Here is a 19721-nt window from a genome sequence, read left to right as displayed (position 1 = left end):
GGGCGTAGACGTGGTGCTGCATCGGGATGTGTTTTGGCTCGGCAAACAATGGGCCGTTACCGGCTATGGAATTCAGGCTGTCAGCCAGAAGCACAATATGAAGTTCGATATCGAGGTGTCGCAGATCTGGAACGAGGATCTGGATGCGTTGATGCGCGATGAGCCGTGGTTCGATGCGCAGGATTTTGCACAGGCCGTCGAGCGCGCCAGGCAGCGTGCGATGGAATCACCGCTGACGTTCAAGCCACCGCTGAGTGATGAACGATAGCGGCAGCGCATCATTGCAGGATTCAAATTTCAAACAGCCACTGTCCTGAAAACATGCGTTCGCATTCTCGCGGCGCTTGCGCGTCCGAGCTATGAGCATTCCCACCTCGCCCCCTATGAGAGGGCGTGCGGAACGCCGGGTGCCCGTTGCACCCTTGGGCCTGATGCGAATGCGGTCTTCCGCAAGTTAGTGCATCAGGACTTTCGGAAGGCGCGGGGCAAAGATAGTGCCCGGCGTTCCGCATACGGTGTTTTTTCGGCTTGTCTGCGCTTCGCCGTGGCGATCGATCCGTTGCCACTATTAGTGTCCACGAAGGGACAGGGGGCCTCAGACAGTTGGCCGGACGCGTTTCGATTTGGTCGTCCATTACACTGTCCAGGGAGTCTTTCCATCTCAAACCCGGCCGTCTCCATGCCGGTGGCAGTGCTGGCGCAGATCCGTCCTGCCCGAAGACAGACGTCACCCCCAAACCGCGTAACGCCGCATCTCCGGCGTCCACCGCATCCAGCCCCGCGAACGTGACGATCGCGCTCGCCCCTCTCATCGGGGCCGGACGCGAAGGAATATAATCCAAGAAGGGATGTTGTCAATGGAAGATAGGAAAATATGTTTGACGTCTTCCTGCCCCCACACTCGTTATTCCCCGGCAAACCAATTGGTTTGCCTGAGGGCGTGGCCGGCGTAAGCCGGACGCGACCCCGGAATCCCAGCATGTTCAGCAAAACACCTCAAGATTCCGGGTTCGCACTACGCGGCTGTGCCGCTTCGTGCGCCCCGGAATGACGAGCAAGGAGGCCCCGGAATGACAGTGTTGGAGAGGGAACGCAGTCTACAGGCAACGCCGCCGAAAACTGCGGCTTGCTTCTTTCGCCCTCTGCTGCAATCTGGATGGATCACTGTCAGTCACTCCAATTACGAGATTCCACGGATGAGCCAGCTCAAAGTCCATGTCGGCGACTTCACCTTCGACGCGAAATTCGAGGAGAAGGACGCCCCCAAGACCGTCGCCGCCTTCAAGAAGGCGATGCCGTTTGTCAGCCAGGCGATCCATGTGCGCTGGAGCGGCGAGGGCGTCTGGATGCCGCTTGGCGATCTCGATTTCGGCGTGCCCTATGAAAACCACACCAGCTTTCCGGCGCCGGGCCACATCATCCTGTATCCGGGCGGCATCAGCGAGACCGAGATCCTGCTGGCCTATAGCGGCGTGCATTTCGCCAGCAAGATGGGCCAGCTCGCCGGCAACCATTTCATTACGCTGACCTCGAACCTCGAAAATCTGAAAGAGATGGGCAAGACCGTGCTCTGGAAGGGTGCGCAACCCGTCCGTTTCGAGATGGTCTGATGGCCGGGAGCGACTATCCCCGCGATCTGCGCGGCTACGGCCGCAATCCGCCCGATCCGAAATGGCCGGATGGCGCGCGCGTGGCGGTACAGTTCGTCGTCAATTTCGAAGAAGGCGGCGAGAACAACATCCTGCATGGCGACCGCGCCTCGGAAGCGTTTCTCTCGGATGTGCTGGGCGCACAGCCCTGGCCGGGCCAGCGCCACGCCAATATCGAATCCATGTTCGAATATGGCTCGCGCGCCGGCTTCTGGCGGCTGTGGCGGATGTTCACCGAGCGCAATATGCCGACAACGGTTTTCGGCGTCGCGACAGCGCTGCAACGCAATCCCGAAATCGTCGCCGCGATGCAGGAGGCGAAATGGGATATCGCCAGCCACAGTCTGAAGTGGATCGAGCACAAGGATATGTCGGAGCCCGAGGAGCGCTTCGAGATCGCCGAGGCGATCCGCGTGCATACCGAGGCGACCGGCGCGCGCCCGACCGGCTGGTACACCGGCCGCAGTTCGATCAACACCATTCGCCTGCTGATGGAAGCCGGCGGCTTCAAGTATCTGTGCGATTCCTATGCCGACGATCTGCCGTACTGGATCAAGGGGCCCAGCGAACCGCAGCTCATCATTCCCTATACGCTCGATGCCAATGACATGCGCTTCGTCAACCCGCAGGGCTTTGGTGGCGGTGACGAGTTCCTCACCTACCTGAAGGATTCGTTCGATGTGCTGTATGCCGAAGGCGCGACGTCGCCGAAGATGATGACCGTGGGCCTACATTGCCGCGTCGTCGGGCGGCCCGGACGTGCGGCCTCGCTGATGCGGTTTCTCGATTACATCGGCAGCTTCGAGCGCGTCTGGGTGCCGACGCGCCTTGATATCGCCGAGCACTGGCACGCCAATCTGAAACATCTCGCCGCCGACGCCCGTGCCATCGGATAGACCAGGATTGGGATAAGCCCTGTCATGACAGAGAAGACGCTCGACGAACTCAACGCCTGCAGCAAAGCGGATTTCGTCGCAGCGCTGGCGAATATCTTCGAATATTCCCCGTGGATCGCGGAGAAGGCGGCGGAGAGCAGGCCCTTCGCGGGCGTGAAGCAGTTGTTCGCCGCGATGCGCAAGGTGGTGGAGGAGGCGGCTGCAGGTCAGCGGCTGGCGCTGATCAAGGCGCATCCGGATCTCGCCGATAAAACGCAACGCGGCGATCTCCTGACGGCGGAATCCAATGCCGAGCAGAACAGCGTCGGGCTCGATCGGCTGTCGGAAGCGGAATATGCGGCTTTCGATCGCGTCAACAATGCCTATCGAGCGAAGTTCGGCTTCCCCTACATCGTCTGTGTCCGTCGTCACACCAAGGATTCCATCCTCGCGGATTTCGAGAAGCGGTTGCCCAACGACCCGGCCGCCGAGGTCACCGCATCGGTCGCCGAAATCTGCAAGATCGCGGCATTGCGCACCGATCTGCTGGTCGACGGGCCGGATCGCCTACAGGTGCATGGCCGGCTCTCGACCCATGTGCTGGATACCCATAGCGGCAGACCTGCGGCCGGGATTTCGGTCGAGCTTGTCGAATTGTCGAAGCTTGGCGTCAGCCGCGTGATTGCGCGCACGCTGACCAATCACGACGGCCGCACCGATGTGCCGCTGATCGGCGGCCGCCCGGTGCCGATCGGACGCTATGAATTGACCTTCAAGGTCGGCAGCTATTTTGCGGAGCGGGGCGTGCCGATGTCCGATCCGCCGTTCCTCGACGAGATCCCGCTGCGCTTTTCGGTCTATGAACCCGAAGGCCATCTCCACGTGCCGCTGCTGGTGACGCCGTGGAGCTATGGGACGTATCGCGGGAGCTGAGGTTTCCTTCTCCCCGCTTGCGGGGAGAAGGTGGCGTCGCGAAGCGACGACGGATGAGGGGGAGCCAGCGAGTAAAACACTGGCTCCCCCTCACCCGACTTCCACGCGCTTCGCGCGTTCCAGTCGACCTCTCCCCGCAAGCGGGGAGAGGATAAGAAAAAAAGACGTCAAGCGGGAGAGACACCATGCGCCACATCATTCGTTCGCTGCTCGTGCTCGGCTGCGCCGTCGCCTCGACGCCCAGCGCCTTCGCCTCCGAAGTCCATGTGATGATCTCCGGCGGCTTCACGGCGGCCTATAAGGAACTGGTGCCGCAATTCGAGAAGGCAACAGGCAATACGGTCGTCACGGCCTATGGGCCGTCGATGGGCGAGACGCCGCAGGCGATCCCGATGCGGCTGGCGCGGGGCGAGCCGGCCGATGTGCTGATCATGGTGGGCTATGCGTTGGGTGATCTCGTCAGCAAGGGCAAGGTGATCGCCGACAGCCGCGTCGATCTCGCGGATTCGCCGATCGGAGTGGCGGTGAAGGAGGGCGCGCCGCAGCCGGACCTGTCCTCGGCGGATACGCTGAAGGTGGCGCTGCTGAAGACCAGGACCGTGGCCTATTCGGACAGCGCCAGCGGCGTCTATGTCAGCAAGGAGATGTTCGAGAAGCTCGGCATTGCCGACGCCATGAAAGACAAGGCGCGCAAGATCCCGGCGACGCCGGTCGGCGAGATCGTTGCGAGGGGCGAGGCCGAGATCGGCTTTCAGCAGATCAGCGAATTGAAGCCGGTCAAGGGCATCGAGATCGTCGGCCCGCTGCCGGCGGAGCTGCAGAAGATCACCGTGTTCTCGGCGGGGCTTGCGAGCAATGCGCCGCAGCCTGATGCGGGCAAGGCGCTGATCGCGTTTCTGTCCTCGCAGCAGGCCGCGCCGGTGATCGTGGCCAGCGGGCTTGAGCCGAAGGTGAAGTGAGGCGGCTGTTTGCCTTCTCCCCGCTTGCGGGGAGAAGGTGGCGTCGCGAAGCGACGACGGATGAGGGGGACTCTCCACGAGCCGTGGCGTTCGCGGAGAGTCCCCCTCACCCGACGCCCACATGCTTCGCATGCGGACGTCGACCTCTCCCCGCAAGCGGGGAGAGGTTAAGAGGCAAACTAATGCGTCGCCGCCGCGGCAACACCAGCCGCTTCCGCCTTTGCGGTCTCGGCACTGCTCACGCCATTGAAGAACGCGTTGAGGATCACGGCCACCAGCGCGCAAAGCAGGATGCCCGACTCCAGCAGCGGATGCAGGTCGTGCGGCAGCGCCTTGAAGAAATTCGGCGACACCAGCGGGATCATGCCGAAGCCGACGGAGATGGCGACCACGAACAGGTTGCGCTGGTTGGTCTTGAAGTCCACCGCGGTGAGGATGCGCGCGCCGGTCGCGGCGACCATGCCGAACATCACGAGGCCGGCGCCGCCAAGCACCACCTGCGGCACCGACTCCACCAAGGCTGCCATCTTCGGCAGCAGGCCGAGCACCAGCATGATGCCGCCGCCGGCGATGGTGACCCAGCGCGAGCGCACGCCGGTGACGCCGACAAGGCCGACATTCTGCGAGAACGAGGTGTAGGGGAAGGTGTTGAAGATGCCGCCGAGGAAGGTGCCGACGCCATCGGCGCGCAGGCCCTTGGTGAGCGCATCGCGGTCGACCTTGCGGTCGGTCATTTCACCGAGCGCCAGAAACATGCCGAGGGACTCGATCATCACCACGATCATCACGATGCACATGGTGACGATGGGCACGAGATGGAATTGCGGCATGCCGAAATGGAACGGCAGCACGATGTCGACCCAGCCGGCAGTGCCGACCTTGTCGAAATGCATCACGCCGAGCACGCTGGCAAGGATCGCGCCCGCGATGATGCCGAGCAGCACCGAGACGTTGGACAGAAAGCCGGTGCCCCATTTGATCAAAGCAAGGATCACGACCAGCACGAACAGCGCGATGCCGAGCCCCTGCAACTGGCCGTAAGCCGGATTGGGGAACGTGTGCGGAACGCCATCGATCATCTTTGTGAACATGGGTAGTCCGCCACCAGCCCAGTTGATACCAACGCGCATCAGGGAGATGCCGATCACCATGATGATGGTGCCGGTGACCACCGGTGGAAACAGCGGCAGCAGCCGGCTGATGAAAGGCGCGACAATGATGCCGAAGATTCCGGCAGCGATGACCGAGCCATAGATGCCGAGCAGGCCGATCTCCGGGGCGGTGGCCATCGACAGCATCGGGCCGACCGAGGCGAAAGTGACGCCCATCATGACAGGCAGGCGGATGCCGACGCCGGGAAAGCCGATACACTGGACCAGCGTGGCCAGGCCGCAGGCGAACAGGTCGGCGGAGATCAGGAAGGCGACGTCCTGCGGCGGCAGCTTCAGGGCGCGGCCGATAATGAGCGGCACCGCGACCGCGCCGGCATACATCACCAGCACATGCTGCAGGCCCAGCGCGAGCAGGCGCGGGGTCGGGAGGACCTCGTCGACGGGATGGACGCTCTCTGTCATTGATCTAGCCCCTTGCTTAGGTGATGAAATATCGTGGCATTATGATCGTCAGATACAAGCCTCGTGCCAGACGCCGCTGAAAGCCATTTCGAGGTTGATGAGTGGCCGGTGGCACGAAGGTTGCTCGAAAGTGAGCATTGCTGAATATATTGCCCGGCGACCGAGGTTCTCTGGTCGCCAACACAGACCGGAGGTCGCGCGTGTCGCTCATCAAGAACAGATATGGAAAAGGCCGTGTCCGCATCATGCGGATCCATCGCGACGGCGACAAGCAGGATGTCAGCCAGCTCAGCATCAAGGCGATGCTGGAAGGCGATTTCGGCCGCGCCTATACCGAGGCCGACAACTCCACCTCGACCTCCACGGACACGATCAAGAACATCGTCAATGTGGTGGCGCGCGAGAATACTGCACTGTCGACCGAGGAGTTCTGCCAGGTATTGGCGAAACGCTATCTCGACCTGTATCCGCAGGCGAGTTCCGTCAGCATCACTGCGCATGAGACCAAGTGGGCGCGCCTTGCCGTCGATGGCGAGTTGCATCCGCATTCGTTCCTGCTCGACAGCAACGGCAAGCCCACTGTCGAGATTGTCGCGACGCGCGATGGCATGACCATGAGCTCGGGCCTCGACGGCTTCACCTTCATGAAGTCGACGCAATCCGGCTGGGAGAATTACTACACCGACAAATATTCGACGATCCAGCCGACCAGCGACCGTATCTGCGCGACATCGATGGTCGCGTCGTGGAAGTGGTCCGGCAAGCCCACCAGCTATCCGGCGACCAACAAGACAATTCTGGACACGCTGCTGAAGGAATTTGCGACGACCTACAGTCCGAGCGTGCAGAACAGTCTGTATCGTATGGGCGAGAAGGTGCTGGCCGCTGTGCCGGAGATTTCCGAGATCAGCATGGCCTGTCCCAACATCCACTACATCCTGATGAATCTCTCGGCCTTTGGTCTCGACAACAACAACGACGTGTTCCTGCCGACGGACGAGCCACACGGGCAGATCGAATGCACGGTGGGGCGGGGGTAGTTCGCGGCGAAGACAAGAGCGCCGTTCTTAACCTCTCCCCGCCCTTTGCGGGGAGAGGTCGGATCGCCCTTGCGATCCGGGTGAGGGGCAAGGCGCGATGCTGCGGCAAACTCACGCTAGCGGATCGGATAACATTCAATTCGGCGATTGGAGGTTGATGCAGCCGATCGACCTCAGAGGTTGTCGGCAGGTTTAGCCGTATGCCCGGCCCCTCACCCGCCGCGAAGACGCGGCGACCTCTCCCCGCGCAGAGCGGGGAGAGGTTAAGATCGGCGTTTTGCTCTCATGCCTTCCCAAACTTCTTCTGCAATTCCGGAAAAATCCGATCCGGCTTGAACGGCACCTGTGTAAACCGGATGCCGGTGGCGTCGAACAGCGCGTTGCCCATCGCCGCGGCGACGGGATTGTAGGGGCTTTCGCTCATCGACTTCGCACCTAATGGCCCGATCGCATCATAGGTGTCGGCGAAATACACGTCGGTGCGCGGGAGGTCGGCGAATGACGGTAGATGATAGTCGCGGAATTTCGGATTGACGACGCGGCCGCGGTCGTCGATCACCATCTCCTCATAGAGCGTGGCCCCCAGCGACTGCGCGACGCCGCCTTCGATCTGGCCGCGGAGCTGCATCGGATTGGCGACGGCGCCAGCGTCCGCGGCCTGCACGCTCTTGAGAACCTTGATCGCACCGGTACCCTTGTTCACCGCCACGCGAAACCCCTGGACGTTGAAGGCGACCGAACGCGGGGTGCCGCCTGAAGTTCCGGTAGCGCTGCGTGCATTGCTGTCCGCCTGCATCGCCGCCACCAGCTTTTGCGCGGCGTCATGGGTGGCTTTGCCAGCGACGAATGTGCCGGCGCTGCCATAGGCGCCGGTGTCGTGGCCGCCGTTCCGCGTATCGGACTGGCGCAGATGAATCTGCTCGACGCTGCAGCCGAGCGTCGTGGCGGCGATCTGCCGATGCACCGTCGCGGTGCCGTTGCCGAATTCGGCGGTGCCGACCGTGAGATCGTAACCGCCGTCATCGCGTTTGGCGATGACGACTTCGGCGATGTGGCCCTGCGGCGGCACTGTGTCGATCATGGTGAGCGCGATGCCGTCGCCGATCAGCCAGTCGTCATCGAGATCGTGTTTGGTCTCTATCTCCATCGCGCGCTCGACGAGGTCGAGGCACTGGTCAAGGCCGTAGCTGCCGATGGTCACGTCGTCATAATGCGTGCCGGCGGGTGACAGCATGGGGTCGCCAGGCTTGATGACGTTGTGCCGGCGGAAATCATACGGGCTGATGCCGAGCTGTTTCGCAAGGTCGTCGATGGCGGCCTCCACCGCGAACAGCGTTTGCGGCAGGCCGTAGCCGCGAAACGCACCGGCCGGCACCGTGTTGGTATAGGCAACGACGGCATCGACCTTCTTGTTGGCGCAGTTATAGACGCCGAGCGATTCACCGCAGGCGTGAAACAACACCGGGCCTGCATGATTGCCATAGGCGCCGGTGTTGGACAGCACGTCGAGCTGCAGCGCGGTGAGCTTGCCGTGCTTGTCGGCGCCGGCCTTGACCGTGACGCGCATCGGATGCCGCGTCGATGTGGCGATGAATTGCTCCTCGCGGGTCAGTTCCCATTTCACCGGGCGACCGGTCTTGAGCGCGGCGAGCGCCAGAATATCCTCGACGAACATTTCCTGCTTGCCGCCGAACCCGCCGCCGACGCGTTCGCAGAACACGCGGACCTTGTCGGAGGGAAGGTCATAAAGTTGAGCCAACGCGCGGCGTGTCAGGAATGGCGTCTGCGTGCTCGAGCGAATATTGAGGATGCCGCCGGCATCGAGCCAGGCGATGCCGCCATGGGTCTCGAGATGGCCGTGCTGCACGCGTTGCGTGGTGAATGTGCCTTCATAGGTGACGGCCGACGAGGCCAATGCCGCGGCGACGTCGCCGAATTCGCCATGCGTTTCGGCGACGATGTTTCTGATAGCATTGCTGACGCGATGCCCCGGCGTCTTGTCGGGGTGAATGACCGGCGCACCCGACGCGACGGCGGCTGCAGGATCGAACACCGCGGGCAGGATGTCATAGACGACGTCGATGCGGCGGCAAGCTTCTTCGGCGATCGCCTCGCTGTCCGCGACCACGGCGGCGACTTTCTGGCCGATGAAGCGCACGGTGTCGTCGAGGATCCGTGTATCCTCGGGATCCATTGCATCGATCTCGTGGCGCGCCGTCGAGAACAACGTTGTCGGAGTATCCGCATGCGTCAGCACCGCATGCACGCCCGGCATCGCCCGTGCTGCTGATGAATCAATCGATATGATGCGGGCATGCGGATGCGGCGAGCGCAGCATCTTGATATGCAGCAAGCCGTCCATGGCGACGTCAAATGTGTAGCGCGCCTTGCCCGTCACCACCTGGGGACCAGCGGGCGCGGGCAGGCTGCGGCCGAAGGCGGCGCCGGGCTCGGCGTCTTCCACATTGGACTTGCCGTCGAGTGCGTCCTCGATCGTGCGATAGCCTGTGCAGCGACACAGATTTCCCTTCAACGACGCTCCGAGATCGGCGCGCTGTGCCTGATTGAGCGACGCGCAGGTCACGATCATGCCGGAGGTGCAGAAGCCGCACTGGAATCCCTGTGCGTCCAGGAACGCCTGCTGCATTGGATGGATGCCGACTTCGGATGCGAGGCCTTCGATGGTGGTGACGGCATGGCCGTCGGCACGAAATGCCGGAATGATGCAGCTATGCACAGGCTCGCCATCGAGCAGCACGGTGCAGGCGCCGCAGTCGCCGGCATCGCAGCCTTTTTTGACGCCGAAATGGCCGAGCTCGCGCAGGAAGGTGCGCAGGCACTGGCCGGTTTGCGGCTGCTGCGAAAAGCTGTGGCCGTTGATCTCGAAACTCATGGCCTGAAGCCCTGCAGCTCGGCACGGATTTCTTCCGCGAGTCGCAATGTCATCTGCTTGCGCCAGGCCGGCTTGCCGTGAACGTCGTCGTGATAGAGGTTGTCCGGAACTCGGTCGAGGATCGCTTCTTCGAACGTGTCGGTATCGGGAAGTGTTGGGAGCGCGATACGAACAGGACGCTTCGTCGAAGCCGTGATCGTCAGCCGCAAGCCATCCTCATCAAGGCTTCCTATCAGCAGCGCAGCAGATCGCCCGACCGGCGTCAGCGAGATCTGGCGGAATGCCGAGCGTCGTTTGAAGGCTGCAAGCGGAATGGCAATGCTGCGCAGGAGATCACCCGGCATCAGCACATTGCTTTGATCGCCGGTGACGAAGTCCACCACGTCGATCGTGTCTACGCTGCCATCCGCCTTCCAGATCGTGCAGACCCCATCGAGCGCGGCGGTGAGCGCGATCATCGGGCCCGCCGGTAGCGACATGCAGAGATTGCCGCCGACCGTTGCCGTCTTCCAGATCTTGAAGGAGGCGAGGAAGGCGCGGCAACATTGATTGATCAGGGGCGATGCGATCCAGTCGGGCGGGCAGGGCAGCGCGTCGAGCTGCGCCACTGTGCAGGTCGCAGCGATCTGTAATTCCTTGTCGGTGACGGTAAGGGCCGGCCATTTGAGATCGGTGAGGTCGATCAGCCGCGTCAGGTGGGTCTGTGGTTCGGAGAAAAGCCAAGTGCCCCCGGCGAGCCATGCATCCCCGGCACTCCATGTCGGTAGCTGTTCCCGCGTCGTAGGGCGGGCAACGGACGTGACCGTATTCAAATCCATAGGGCGGTTATGCTTTCACTCGGCAATGACCCCTTGAAGTATCATTGTGAACCTTGCAAGACCGACGCCAAGTCGCCGACAATTGCAGAACAAATCGAAGTATTCGTGGCTGGTCCCTGAATTGCAAGGTCGGGTCCAGGACCTAAGGAGATGAGCCATGACAGAAACGCAGGCCACATGGATCAAGGATCCCCTCGGCATTTTCGCCGAGGGTGCCGAGCGCGGCATTGTCGTCAGGAATGGCCGGATTGTCGAATTGGTGCCGGCCAGCGGCCAGCCAGCAACAGCGGATGTGGCGGTCTATGATGCCAGCGCCCATGTGGTGCTGCCGGGGCTGATCAATACGCATCACCATTTCTATCAGACGCTGACGCGCGCCTTGCCGGCCGCCCTGGACCGCGAGCTGTTTCCCTGGCTGCAGGCGCTCTATCCGGTCTGGGCGCGGCTGACGCCCGAGAATCTCCATCTCGGCGTCAGCGTGGCGATGTCGGAATTGCTGCTGTCGGGCTGCACCACGACCACCGATCACCACTATGTGTTTCCGGCCGGCCTCGAACAGTCGGTCGATATCGAGGTCGCGGTGGCGCAGCGGCTCGGCATGCGCGTGCTGCTGACGCGGGGATCGATGAACCGCTCAGTGAAAGACGGCGGTTTGCCCCCGGACAGTGTGGTGCAGGACGAGGACACGATCCTGGCTGATAGCGAGCGCGTGGTGGCGGCATTCCACCAGCGCGGCGAAGACGCGATGGTGCAGATCGCGCTGGCGCCGTGCTCGCCTTTCTCGGTAACGACCTCGCTGATGGCAAGCACCGCGGCGCTTGCGGACAAGCTCGATGTCCGCCTGCATACCCATCTAGGCGAGACCGAGGACGAGAACCGCTATTGCGAGGAGATCTATGGCTGCCGTCCGCTGGATTATCTGGAGCAGACCGGCTGGCTGAACAAGCGTACCTGGCTTGCACATGGCATCCACTTCAACAGGGCGGAAATGCTGCGGCTCGGCAAGGCCGGGACCACGATCAGTCACTGCTCGTGCAGCAATCAGTTGCTGGCGTCAGGCTGCTGCCCGGTCTGCGAAATGGAAGACGCGGGTGTCGGCATCGGCCTCGGTGTCGATGGTTCGGCATCGAATGACGGATCGAATTTGATCCAGGAAGTGCGCGCGGCATTTCTGCTGCAGCGGGCGCGTTACGGCGTCGGGCGCGTCAGCCACAAGGACGCGCTGCGCTGGGCGACGAAAGGCTCGGCGGCCTGTGTGGGGCGGCCAGAGCTGGGTGAGATCGCTGTGGGGAAGATGGCGGATCTGGCGTTGTTCAAACTCGACGAGCTGCGCTTCTCCGGCCATGGCGATCCGCTGGCGGCACTCGTGCTGTGCGGCGCGCATCGTGCGGACCGGGTGATGGTGGGCGGCGCGTGGCGCGTGATCGACGGCGCCATTCCGGGTCTGGATATCGCGGATCTGATCCGGCGGCACAGCGCGGCGGCGAAGAAGATGCAAACCCATTAAGAAAACTGCGGTGTCAAGGTAGGGCGTGAGAGAAAAGTGCGCTTTAAAGTCGCAGGCTGTGCTGGTAATTGAGAGAAATATTGCAGATTTTTCTCAGGTTCTTTCGGCACACTCATGTCGGCACCGGTCGAGTTCAGTTTTCGGGAAGCTATTGCGTTCTTGCAGTCGGGCCGGCTTGAGGATGCTGAGCGAGGACTAAGGAAAGTCCTCCGGCAGCAGCCCAGACACATTGCCACGCTCAACCTCCTGAGCGTCGTTCTCAGCCAGTTGAAACGCCATGCCGAGGCGGAGCCATTTATCAAGACGGCTCTTCAGCTCGACGCGTCGTCGGATGCGACTTTCTACAATTACGGTCTCGTTCTGAAGGCATTGAAGCGTCCGGCGGAGGCCTTGCAGCGCTTTGACGGAGCGCTGGCGATCAATCCTGCCGTTGCCGATACCTGGAATGGCCGAGGGACTGTTCTCAACGACCTCAAGCGATACGCCGAAGCCATCATTGCTTTCGACAGGGCCATCGCACTGCGTCCGAACTATGCGGAGGTCATCGTCAACAAGGCAAGTGCCTTGCTCGGGCTCCGACAATACGGTGATGCGTGCGCGACTTACGATCAGGCACTCGCAATCAATTCGCGTCTTGCCGAAGCATGGCTTGGTCGTGGATGGGCGTTCATCGAACTGGCGCGTGAACGGGACGCCGAGGAGGCTTATCGTCATGCGCTGGCGCTGAAGCCGGACTGGCCGGAGGCCTTGTGCGCCCTGGCAAGGCTGTTGTTGCAGAACGGGGATATCGCACAGGCGCTGCGGCTGTCGTGCCGGGCACTGGCCGTACAGGAGACGTTTGAGACGAAAGCAACTGTGGCTGCTTGCCTGCAGTCGCCGCTGCTTCGGCCCGATGCCGGCGATATCAGATCGATCCTGGAGCGTGCGATCTCCGAGGCGTGGGTGAGGCCGTCCACCCTTGCGCCTGCCTGTGCGACCTTTCTCGTGCTCAGTGATGCATTGAGATCGGGCATGGCGCGGCTTGCCGATCCGGATTTTCGGTCGCAGCCGGCAGAGGCGATACTGGCTTCGTCGGGAATAGCAGCGTTTGCCGGGGATTCACTGCTGCGTGCCGTGCTGCAGGCGACACCCGTGTCGAACCCGTTGCTGGAAAAATTCGCGACCGAGCTTCGCTTCGTTCTTCTGAGCACTGCGCAAGGCCTATCCGGCGCCGCGGTGCCAGCACCCGTGCTGACGCTGTTCTCTGCCGTTGCACGGCAGTGCTTCATCAACAGCTATGTCTTTGCGCTATCCGCAATCGAGGCAGAGCACGTCGAGTCGTTGCGGAGCGACGTTGCTGCCAGACTAGCGTCGGGAGCGTCCGTGTCAGCTTTGTCGCTCCTGGCGATTGCCAGCTATATGCCGCTCCATGCTCTCGCCAATCCGGAGCGTCTTCTCGATCGCCGTTGGCCGGATAGCGTCGGCGCCGTGCTGGATCAGCAGATCCGCGCCTGGCAAGAGGAACGGCGGCTCAGCTCCCTCATGCCGGCCTTGACGCCGGTCGATGACGACGTGTCGTTGCAGGTCCGCAGCCACTATGAGGAGCATCCCTATCCGCAGTGGCTCGCTGCGGAGCCGATTGGTCCATCAACGACGCTCGATGCGTTTCTCTCCGAACAATTTCCTGACTCGTCCTTCATACCCGGTGGCAAGGAGGGATCGGTCAACATCCTGGTGGCTGGTTGCGGCACGGGCCGCTCGGCTATCCACGCGGCACAGAGATTCCGTGACGCGCAGGTCCTCGCCATCGATCTCAGTTTGAAATCGCTGAGTTATGCGCGGCGGCAGACGCGCGCGCTCGGCATCCGCAATCTGCGCCATGCCCATGCCGACATTATGAAGTTGTCGTCGATCGGCCACACGTTCGAGATGATCGAATCGAGCGGTGTGCTGCACCATCTCGCCGATCCATTCGCTGCATGGCGCATATTGGTGTCGCTGTTGAAGCCCGATGGCGTGATGCAGATCGCGCTCTATAGCGAGATCGCCAGACGGGACATCGTCGCCGCGCGCGCATTCATCGCGGAGCGTGGCTATCGGCCCGTACCCGCGGACATTCGTCTCTGCCGGCAGGAATTGCTCGCCTGCGAGGACGGCATGCCGCTCAAGAACGTGACATTGACATCGGATTTCTTCAGCCTGAGCGACTGCCGCGACCTGCTGTTTCACGGGCAGGAACATCGCATGACGCTGCCGCAGATCGAGCGGTTCCTGAAGGATAACGATCTGCGGTTTCTCGGCTTCGATGTCGACGTCGCGACGAAGCGAAAATATCGTCAGCGATTTCCTGCAGACATTGCCATGACCGATCTTGGGTCGTGGCATGTGTTCGAAACCGAGAACCCCTATACGTTCATTTCGATGTATCAGTTCTGGGTTCAGAAGATGTGATGCGTCGGAGCGAATCTCCGACGGTCATCAACGAGATATCCGGACGCTGTCGTCCGGATATCTCGCGAGGGGCCGGCGCCGGTTACTTCCCCGGAATCTTGTCGTCGATCCCCTTCACATAGAAGTTCATCCCGAGCACCTGGCCGGGATCGAGGGCGTCGCCGCCCTTGCATTCCACTTCCTTGCCGTCCTGTCCCAAGATCGGGCATTTGAACGGCTTCAGCGTGCCGGCGATGATGGCGGCTTCGGTGTCCATCGCCATCTTCTTCACGTCATCCGGCATGTTGGTATAGGGCGCCATCACGACCATCTTCTCTTTCAGGCCGGCCCAGGTGTCTTCCGACTTCCAGGTGCCGTCGAGTGCCGCCTTGACGCGCTCGACGTAATACGGGCCCCAGTTGTTGGTGACCGCGGTAAGCTGCGTCTTCGGACCGAACTTGATCATGTCGGAGTCTTGGCCGAAGGCGAGCGCGCCGCGCTCGGAGGCGACCTGCATCGCGGCCGGCGAATCCGTGTGCTGCATGATCACGTCGGCGCCCTGATCGAGCAGCGCCTTGGCGGCATCGGCTTCCTTGCCGGGATCGAACCAGGTGTTGACCCAGATGATCTTGATCTTGATGTCCGGATTGATCTTCTGCGCAGCCAGCATGGTGGCATTGATGCCGGAGATCACTTCCGGGATCGGGAACGAGCCGATATAGCCCAGCACGCCCTTCTTCGACATCTTGGCGGCGATCAGGCCCTGGATGTAGCGGCCTTCGAAGAAGCGGCCGGAATAGCTCGACATGTTCTTGTCGCGCTTGAAGCCGGTGGCGTGTTCGAACATCACCTTGGGATTGCGCTTGGCGACTTTCAGCGTCGGATCCATATAGCCGAACGACGTGGTGAAGATGAGCTGATTGCCGGCCCGCGCGAGCTGTTCGATGGAGCGCTCGGAGTCCGGGCCTTCGCTGACGTTTTCGAGATAGGTGGTCTCGATCTTGTCGCCAAATTCCTTGACGATCATCTGGCGGCCGACTTCGTGCTGATAGGTCCAGCCGAAATCGCCGACCGGGCCGATATAGACAAAGCCAACTTTCAGCTTGTCGGCGGCGACGGCTGCACCCAATCCGAGGCCGGTGGCCAGCAGTAGGGCGGCGGCTGCAAGTGCTTTCCTGTTCATACGTGTCTCCTGTTTGCGAGATAGTCTTGCGAGAATGTCTTTAGCGGTCGGGCACGAATACCGTGCCCAATGCTGCCGGCGCCGTGGAGCCGCCGCTGCGGGTGCGCGAGATCAACACCAGCACGACGACGGTTGCGAGATAGGGCAGTGCGGACATCAGTTGCGAGGGCACGCCGACGCCCCAGCCCTGCGCATGCAGTTGCAAGATCGAGACCGCGCCGAACAGATAGGCGCCAATCACGAGGCGCCCCGGCAGCCATGAGGCGAATACCACCAGCGCCAGCGCGATCCAGCCGCGGCCGGCGGTCATGCCGGGGACGAAGAACGGCGTATAGGCCAGCGGCAGATAGGCGCCGGCCAGACCCGCGCAGCCGCCGCCGAACATCACGGCGAACATGCGGATCTTCAGCACGGGATAACCGAGCGCATGGGCGGAGACATGATTGTCGCCGATGGCGCGGAGGACCAGCCCCGCCCGGGTGCGATAGAGGAACCAGGACATTCCGATGATCAGCGCGAGCGAGACATAGACGAAGGCATCTTCGCCGAACAGGATCTTGCCGACGAAGGGGAGCGTGGTCAGGCCGGGAATGTACAGCCGCGGCGCGGTGGCGATACGCTCACCGACGAAGCCGGCGCCGATCAGGCCGGAGACGCCGATGCCCAGGATTGTGAGCGCGAGACCCGTGGCGACCTGATTGACCGCGAGGCCGAGCGTCATCAGTGCAAATACCAATGAGAGCGCGACGCCCGCGAGAATTCCGCACAGCGCGCCGATGAATGTCGAGCCGGTGGCCCAGGCGCCAGCAAAGCCGCAGGCTGCGCCGACGATCATCATGCCTTCGACGCCGAGATTGAGCACGCCGGCGCGCTCCACCAGCAGCTCGCCGGAGGCGGCGAGCAGCAGCGGTGTCGACGCCGCGAGTACGGCAAGGATGATGGCTTCAAGCAGCTCCATCGGCGACCTTCCGCTGCGGCATGATGAGCTTGATCCGGTACAGGATCAGGCTGTCGCAGGCGAGCACATAGAACAGCAGGATACCCTGAAACACCTTGGTGATATCGAGTGGGATCTTCATGGCGATCTGCGCTTGCTCCCCGCCGATAAATGTCAGCGCCAGGAAAAGCCCTGCAATTAGTATTCCAACCGGGTTGAGCCGTCCGAGAAATGCAACGATGATCGCGGTGAAGCCATAGCCGGGCGAGATGCCGGGCTGCAGATGGCCGACGGGGCCGGCAACCTCGATGATCCCCGCGAGGCCGGCCAGCGCGCCGGATATCGCGAAAGTCAGCAGCACCAGCTGGTTGGAGGAGAAGCCGCCGAAGCGCGCCGCCCGCGGCGCCGCGCCAACCACGCGAATTTCAAAACCCTTGATGGTGCGGCCGAGCAGGACAGCAGCGGCAACAACGATCACCAGCGCGATGACCGCGCCGAGATGCAGCCGCCCACCCTCGAACAGCAGAGGCACGGTGGCGACCGGATCGAATTCGGCCGTGGTCGGGAAGTTGAACCCTTTGGGATCGCGCCACGGGCCGCGGACGAGATAATCGAGCAGCAGGTCGGCCACATAGACCAGCATCAGGCTGACCAGAATTTCGCTGGCGCCGAAGCGCACCTTGCAGAGGGCCGGGATCAACGCATAGAGCGCGCCCGCGATGGCACCGAGCAGCAGCATCGCCGGCAAGACCCAGACGCCGGCATCGGTGCCGTTGGTCTTCACCGCAAGCCAACTGCCCGCCACGGCACCGACGAGGAACTGTCCCTCCGCGCCGATATTCCAGACATTGGCGAGGTAACAAAGCGACAGGCCAATGGCGATCATCACCAGCGGCGCCGCCTTCACCGCAAGCTCCTGCAGCGAATAGGCGTCGGTCAGCGGCGTGATGAAATAGACGTTGAGCGCCGCGATCGGATTCTTGCCGATGATCATGAACAGGATGCTCATGGTCACGATGGTCAGCCCGATGGCGATAACAGGCGATACCAGCGCGATGATGGTCGATCGCTCCGCGCGCTTCTCAAGCACCAACTGCATCGGGCACGTCCTTTGGCGTGAGTGCGCTGCCGCCCATCAACAGGCCCAGCGTTTCCCTGTCGGCATCCGCCGTCATTAACGGCTCGGACAGGTGACCGTGGAACATCACAGCGATGCGGTCGGCGATATCAGCGAGTTCGTCAAGGTCCTGGCTGGTGACAAGGATGGCCGCGCCCGCAGCGGCAAGATCGAGCAGCGCCTGACGGATGACGGCGGCGGCGCCGGCATCGACGCCCCATGTCGGCTGGCTGACCACGAGCACGATGGGATTACGCAAAATCTCGCGGCCGACGATGAATTTCTGCAGGTTGCCGCCGGAAAGGCTGGCGGCTTCCGGATCGCGCTTGGCCTTGCGCACGTCGAAGCTCGCGGTGGCGCGGTCGACGGTCGCGAGCGTTGCCGCCGTATTGATGAAACCGTTGTGCACCATGCCGGATGCGGCGTGGCCGGTGAGCAGCGCGTTCTCCGACAGGCGCATGCGCGGCGCGGTGCCGTGGCCGAGCCGTTCTTCGGGCACGAAGGCGGCGCCGAGCTTGCGGCGCGCGGTGATCGACAGATGTCCGGCTGCGTGACCGTCGATGACAATGGTGCCGGGATCTTTGGCGAGACGCTCGCCGGAGAGCGCCGCGAAGAACTCGTCCTGCCCATTGCCGGCGACGCCAGCGATCCCCAGGATCTCGCCGCCCTTCAGCTCCAGCGAGATGTTTTTCAGATGCACGCCATGTGGTTCGTCGGGCGCGAGGCTGAGATCGTTGACCACGAGCCGCGGCACGGTGGTTTGCCGATTGGCGGCGGCTTTGACCTGCTTGATCTCGGTGCCGACCATCATGCGCGCCAATGATGCGGCAGTTTCTTCGCGCGGCAGACAGGTCGAGATCTTCTTGCCGCCGCGCAGGACGGTGGCGGTGTCGCAGAGCCGCTTCACCTCGTCGAGCTTGTGGCTGATGTAAAGGATCGCGCGGCCTTCCGACTTCAGGCGCTCCAGCACGACGAAGAGCTGATCGGCCTCCTGCGGCGTCAGCACGGCGGTGGGCTCGTCGAGGATCAGGAATTTCGGATTCTGCATCAGCACGCGCACGATCTCGATGCGCTGACGTTCGCCGACCGAGAGCTGCCAGACCTCGCGCTTCGGATCGAGCGGCAAGCCATATTGCTGCGACACCTGTTCGAGCCGCGCCGACATCGCCTTGAAGGATTCCTTGCCGTCGAGACCGAGCGCAACGTTCTCGGCGACAGTGAGATTGTCGAACAGCGAGAAATGCTGGAACACCATGCCGATGCCGCGGGCGCGCGCATCGTGCGGGCCGGCGAGCACCATCTTCTCGCCCTGCCAGAGCATCTCGCCTTCGCTTGGTTGGATCAGGCCGTAGATGGTTTTGACGAGCGTGGATTTGCCGGCGCCGTTCTCGCCGAGCAGCGCGTGAATTTCCTGCGGACGGATCGCGATGTCGATGGCGTCATTGGCGAGGAAACTGCCATAGCGCTTGGTCAGACCGATGGTCTGCAGAAGCACCGTCCCCGAACGCGCGTGTCCCGATCCCGAATCCAACATTCGCTACTCACGCGTGAAAAGGAGGTTTGCGGCAAGTGTGTGCCGGATTGGAATGCAGCGTAAATCTCGAATAAGCGCCAGCGTCTGCCTTATTTTTGGACTGGATCGCTTTCTTGGGCGATTCCTGTCGACGCAATCGCGTGAGCTCGGGCTTTTCGTTGATTGAATGACGTTTATTCGACTTTCGCATTGTATACTTGGTCTGAAGTGTTGCAGTTCTGGTACATGTGCAACGAATTCGATATCCGGATTTTCTCGTGTGTTGAGAAGTTGGGCAGTGATTTTCTTGCGGT

15 protein-coding genes are annotated in these 19721 nt (G+C 62.2%); 8 read left to right on the top strand and 7 right to left on the bottom strand.

Annotation, left to right across the window (positions count from 1 at the left end; translation table 11 throughout):
* Nucleotides 1-13: 13 nt before the first annotated feature.
* The 5 genes from HP556_RS08595 (at nt 14) to HP556_RS08575 (ending at nt 4416) form a co-directional block, all read left to right on the top strand.
* A complete protein-coding gene (locus HP556_RS08595; protein WP_210269121.1) occupies nt 14-268 on the top strand; it encodes a hypothetical protein in 255 nt (84 codons plus the stop codon).
* 928 nt (nt 269-1196) lie between these two features.
* Complete coding sequence (locus HP556_RS08590) at nt 1197-1610, top strand: DUF3830 family protein (RefSeq protein WP_068735441.1); 414 nt, start codon at nt 1197-1199, stop codon at nt 1608-1610.
* Complete coding sequence (puuE, locus tag HP556_RS08585) at nt 1610-2545, top strand: allantoinase PuuE (RefSeq protein WP_175366627.1); 936 nt, start codon at nt 1610-1612, stop codon at nt 2543-2545. Before HP556_RS08590 ends, puuE begins: the two co-directional genes overlap by 1 nt.
* Before the next feature lie 24 nt (nt 2546-2569).
* A complete protein-coding gene (gene uraD / locus HP556_RS08580; protein WP_175366626.1) occupies nt 2570-3457 on the top strand; it encodes a 2-oxo-4-hydroxy-4-carboxy-5-ureidoimidazoline decarboxylase in 888 nt (295 codons plus the stop codon).
* A gap of 185 nt (nt 3458-3642) precedes the next feature.
* Nucleotides 3643-4416 carry a substrate-binding domain-containing protein gene (locus HP556_RS08575; protein ID WP_175366625.1) on the top strand — a complete coding sequence of 258 codons (774 nt, stop codon included), beginning with the start codon at nt 3643-3645 and terminating at the stop codon, nt 4414-4416.
* Nucleotides 4417-4595: 179 nt separating this feature from the next.
* Here the strand turns inward: HP556_RS08575 and HP556_RS08570 are convergent, their stop codons facing one another.
* A complete protein-coding gene (locus HP556_RS08570) occupies nt 4596-5990 on the bottom strand; it encodes a nucleobase:cation symporter-2 family protein (RefSeq protein WP_175366624.1) in 1395 nt (464 codons plus the stop codon).
* Between the two features lie 200 nt (nt 5991-6190).
* Here HP556_RS08570 and pucL point away from each other — a divergent pair, with 200 nt between their 5' ends.
* Complete coding sequence (pucL, locus tag HP556_RS08565) at nt 6191-7030, top strand: factor-independent urate hydroxylase (protein WP_175366623.1); 840 nt, start codon at nt 6191-6193, stop codon at nt 7028-7030.
* A gap of 283 nt (nt 7031-7313) precedes the next feature.
* On the opposite strand, the gene HP556_RS08560 is transcribed toward pucL, so the two are convergent.
* Both HP556_RS08560 and HP556_RS08555 read right to left on the bottom strand, forming a co-directional pair.
* A complete protein-coding gene (locus HP556_RS08560; protein ID WP_175366622.1) occupies nt 7314-9923 on the bottom strand; it encodes a molybdopterin-dependent oxidoreductase in 2610 nt (869 codons plus the stop codon).
* Complete coding sequence (locus HP556_RS08555; protein ID WP_175366621.1) at nt 9920-10741, bottom strand: FAD binding domain-containing protein; 822 nt, start codon at nt 10739-10741, stop codon at nt 9920-9922. Before HP556_RS08555 ends, HP556_RS08560 begins: the two co-directional genes overlap by 4 nt.
* Before the next feature lie 157 nt (nt 10742-10898).
* Here HP556_RS08555 and HP556_RS08550 point away from each other — a divergent pair, with 157 nt between their 5' ends.
* Together HP556_RS08550 and HP556_RS08545 are read left to right on the top strand one after the other, a co-directional pair.
* The gene (locus tag HP556_RS08550) at nt 10899-12248 is read left to right on the top strand and encodes an 8-oxoguanine deaminase (RefSeq protein ID WP_175366618.1); all 1350 of its coding nucleotides are present in this window, start codon (nt 10899-10901) and stop codon (nt 12246-12248) included.
* Between the two features lie 114 nt (nt 12249-12362).
* Nucleotides 12363-14678: a tetratricopeptide repeat protein gene (locus tag HP556_RS08545; protein WP_175366617.1), complete on the top strand. Its 2316-nt coding sequence runs from the start codon at nt 12363-12365 to the stop codon at nt 14676-14678.
* 82 nt (nt 14679-14760) lie between these two features.
* Here the strand turns inward: HP556_RS08545 and HP556_RS08540 are convergent, their stop codons facing one another.
* Genes HP556_RS08540 through HP556_RS08525 form a run of 4 tightly spaced genes read right to left on the bottom strand, consistent with a single transcriptional unit; the run spans nt 14761 to nt 19428 of the window.
* On the bottom strand, nt 14761-15840 hold the full coding sequence (locus HP556_RS08540; RefSeq protein ID WP_089265262.1) for a BMP family ABC transporter substrate-binding protein: 1080 nt from the start codon (nt 15838-15840) through the stop codon (nt 14761-14763).
* Between the two features lie 40 nt (nt 15841-15880).
* Complete coding sequence (locus tag HP556_RS08535) at nt 15881-16798, bottom strand: ABC transporter permease (protein ID WP_175366616.1); 918 nt, start codon at nt 16796-16798, stop codon at nt 15881-15883.
* Complete coding sequence (locus tag HP556_RS08530) at nt 16785-17876, bottom strand: ABC transporter permease (protein WP_175366615.1); 1092 nt, start codon at nt 17874-17876, stop codon at nt 16785-16787. Before HP556_RS08530 ends, HP556_RS08535 begins: the two co-directional genes overlap by 14 nt.
* Complete coding sequence (locus tag HP556_RS08525; RefSeq protein ID WP_175366614.1) at nt 17860-19428, bottom strand: ABC transporter ATP-binding protein; 1569 nt, start codon at nt 19426-19428, stop codon at nt 17860-17862. Before HP556_RS08525 ends, HP556_RS08530 begins: the two co-directional genes overlap by 17 nt.
* Nucleotides 19429-19721: the final 293 nt, after the last annotated feature.

Source organism: Tardiphaga robiniae, assembly GCF_013359755.1.
Taxonomy (GTDB): Bacteria; Pseudomonadota; Alphaproteobacteria; order Rhizobiales; family Xanthobacteraceae; genus Tardiphaga; species Tardiphaga robiniae.
This window is presented reverse-complemented; position numbering and strand designations above follow the sequence as displayed.

What these genes read in the sequence shown, in the direction of transcription:
- HP556_RS08590 (WP_068735441.1), top strand. Translation starts at nt 1,197, where the DNA reads ATGAGCCAGCTCAAAGTCCATGTCGGCGACTTCACCTTCGACGCGAAA.
- puuE (WP_175366627.1), top strand. Translation starts at nt 1,610, where the DNA reads ATGGCCGGGAGCGACTATCCCCGCGATCTGCGCGGCTACGGCCGCAAT.
- uraD (WP_175366626.1), top strand. Translation starts at nt 2,570, where the DNA reads ATGACAGAGAAGACGCTCGACGAACTCAACGCCTGCAGCAAAGCGGAT.
- HP556_RS08575 (WP_175366625.1), top strand. Translation starts at nt 3,643, where the DNA reads ATGCGCCACATCATTCGTTCGCTGCTCGTGCTCGGCTGCGCCGTCGCC.
- HP556_RS08570 (WP_175366624.1), bottom strand. Translation starts at nt 5,990, where the DNA reads ATGACAGAGAGCGTCCATCCCGTCGACGAGGTCCTCCCGACCCCGCGC.
- HP556_RS08560 (WP_175366622.1), bottom strand. Translation starts at nt 9,923, where the DNA reads ATGAGTTTCGAGATCAACGGCCACAGCTTTTCGCAGCAGCCGCAAACC.
- HP556_RS08555 (WP_175366621.1), bottom strand. Translation starts at nt 10,741, where the DNA reads ATGGATTTGAATACGGTCACGTCCGTTGCCCGCCCTACGACGCGGGAA.
- HP556_RS08550 (WP_175366618.1), top strand. Translation starts at nt 10,899, where the DNA reads ATGACAGAAACGCAGGCCACATGGATCAAGGATCCCCTCGGCATTTTC.
- HP556_RS08545 (WP_175366617.1), top strand. Translation starts at nt 12,363, where the DNA reads ATGTCGGCACCGGTCGAGTTCAGTTTTCGGGAAGCTATTGCGTTCTTG.
- HP556_RS08540 (WP_089265262.1), bottom strand. Translation starts at nt 15,840, where the DNA reads ATGAACAGGAAAGCACTTGCAGCCGCCGCCCTACTGCTGGCCACCGGC.
- HP556_RS08535 (WP_175366616.1), bottom strand. Translation starts at nt 16,798, where the DNA reads ATGGAGCTGCTTGAAGCCATCATCCTTGCCGTACTCGCGGCGTCGACA.
- HP556_RS08530 (WP_175366615.1), bottom strand. Translation starts at nt 17,876, where the DNA reads ATGCAGTTGGTGCTTGAGAAGCGCGCGGAGCGATCGACCATCATCGCG.
- HP556_RS08525 (WP_175366614.1), bottom strand. Translation starts at nt 19,428, where the DNA reads ATGTTGGATTCGGGATCGGGACACGCGCGTTCGGGGACGGTGCTTCTG.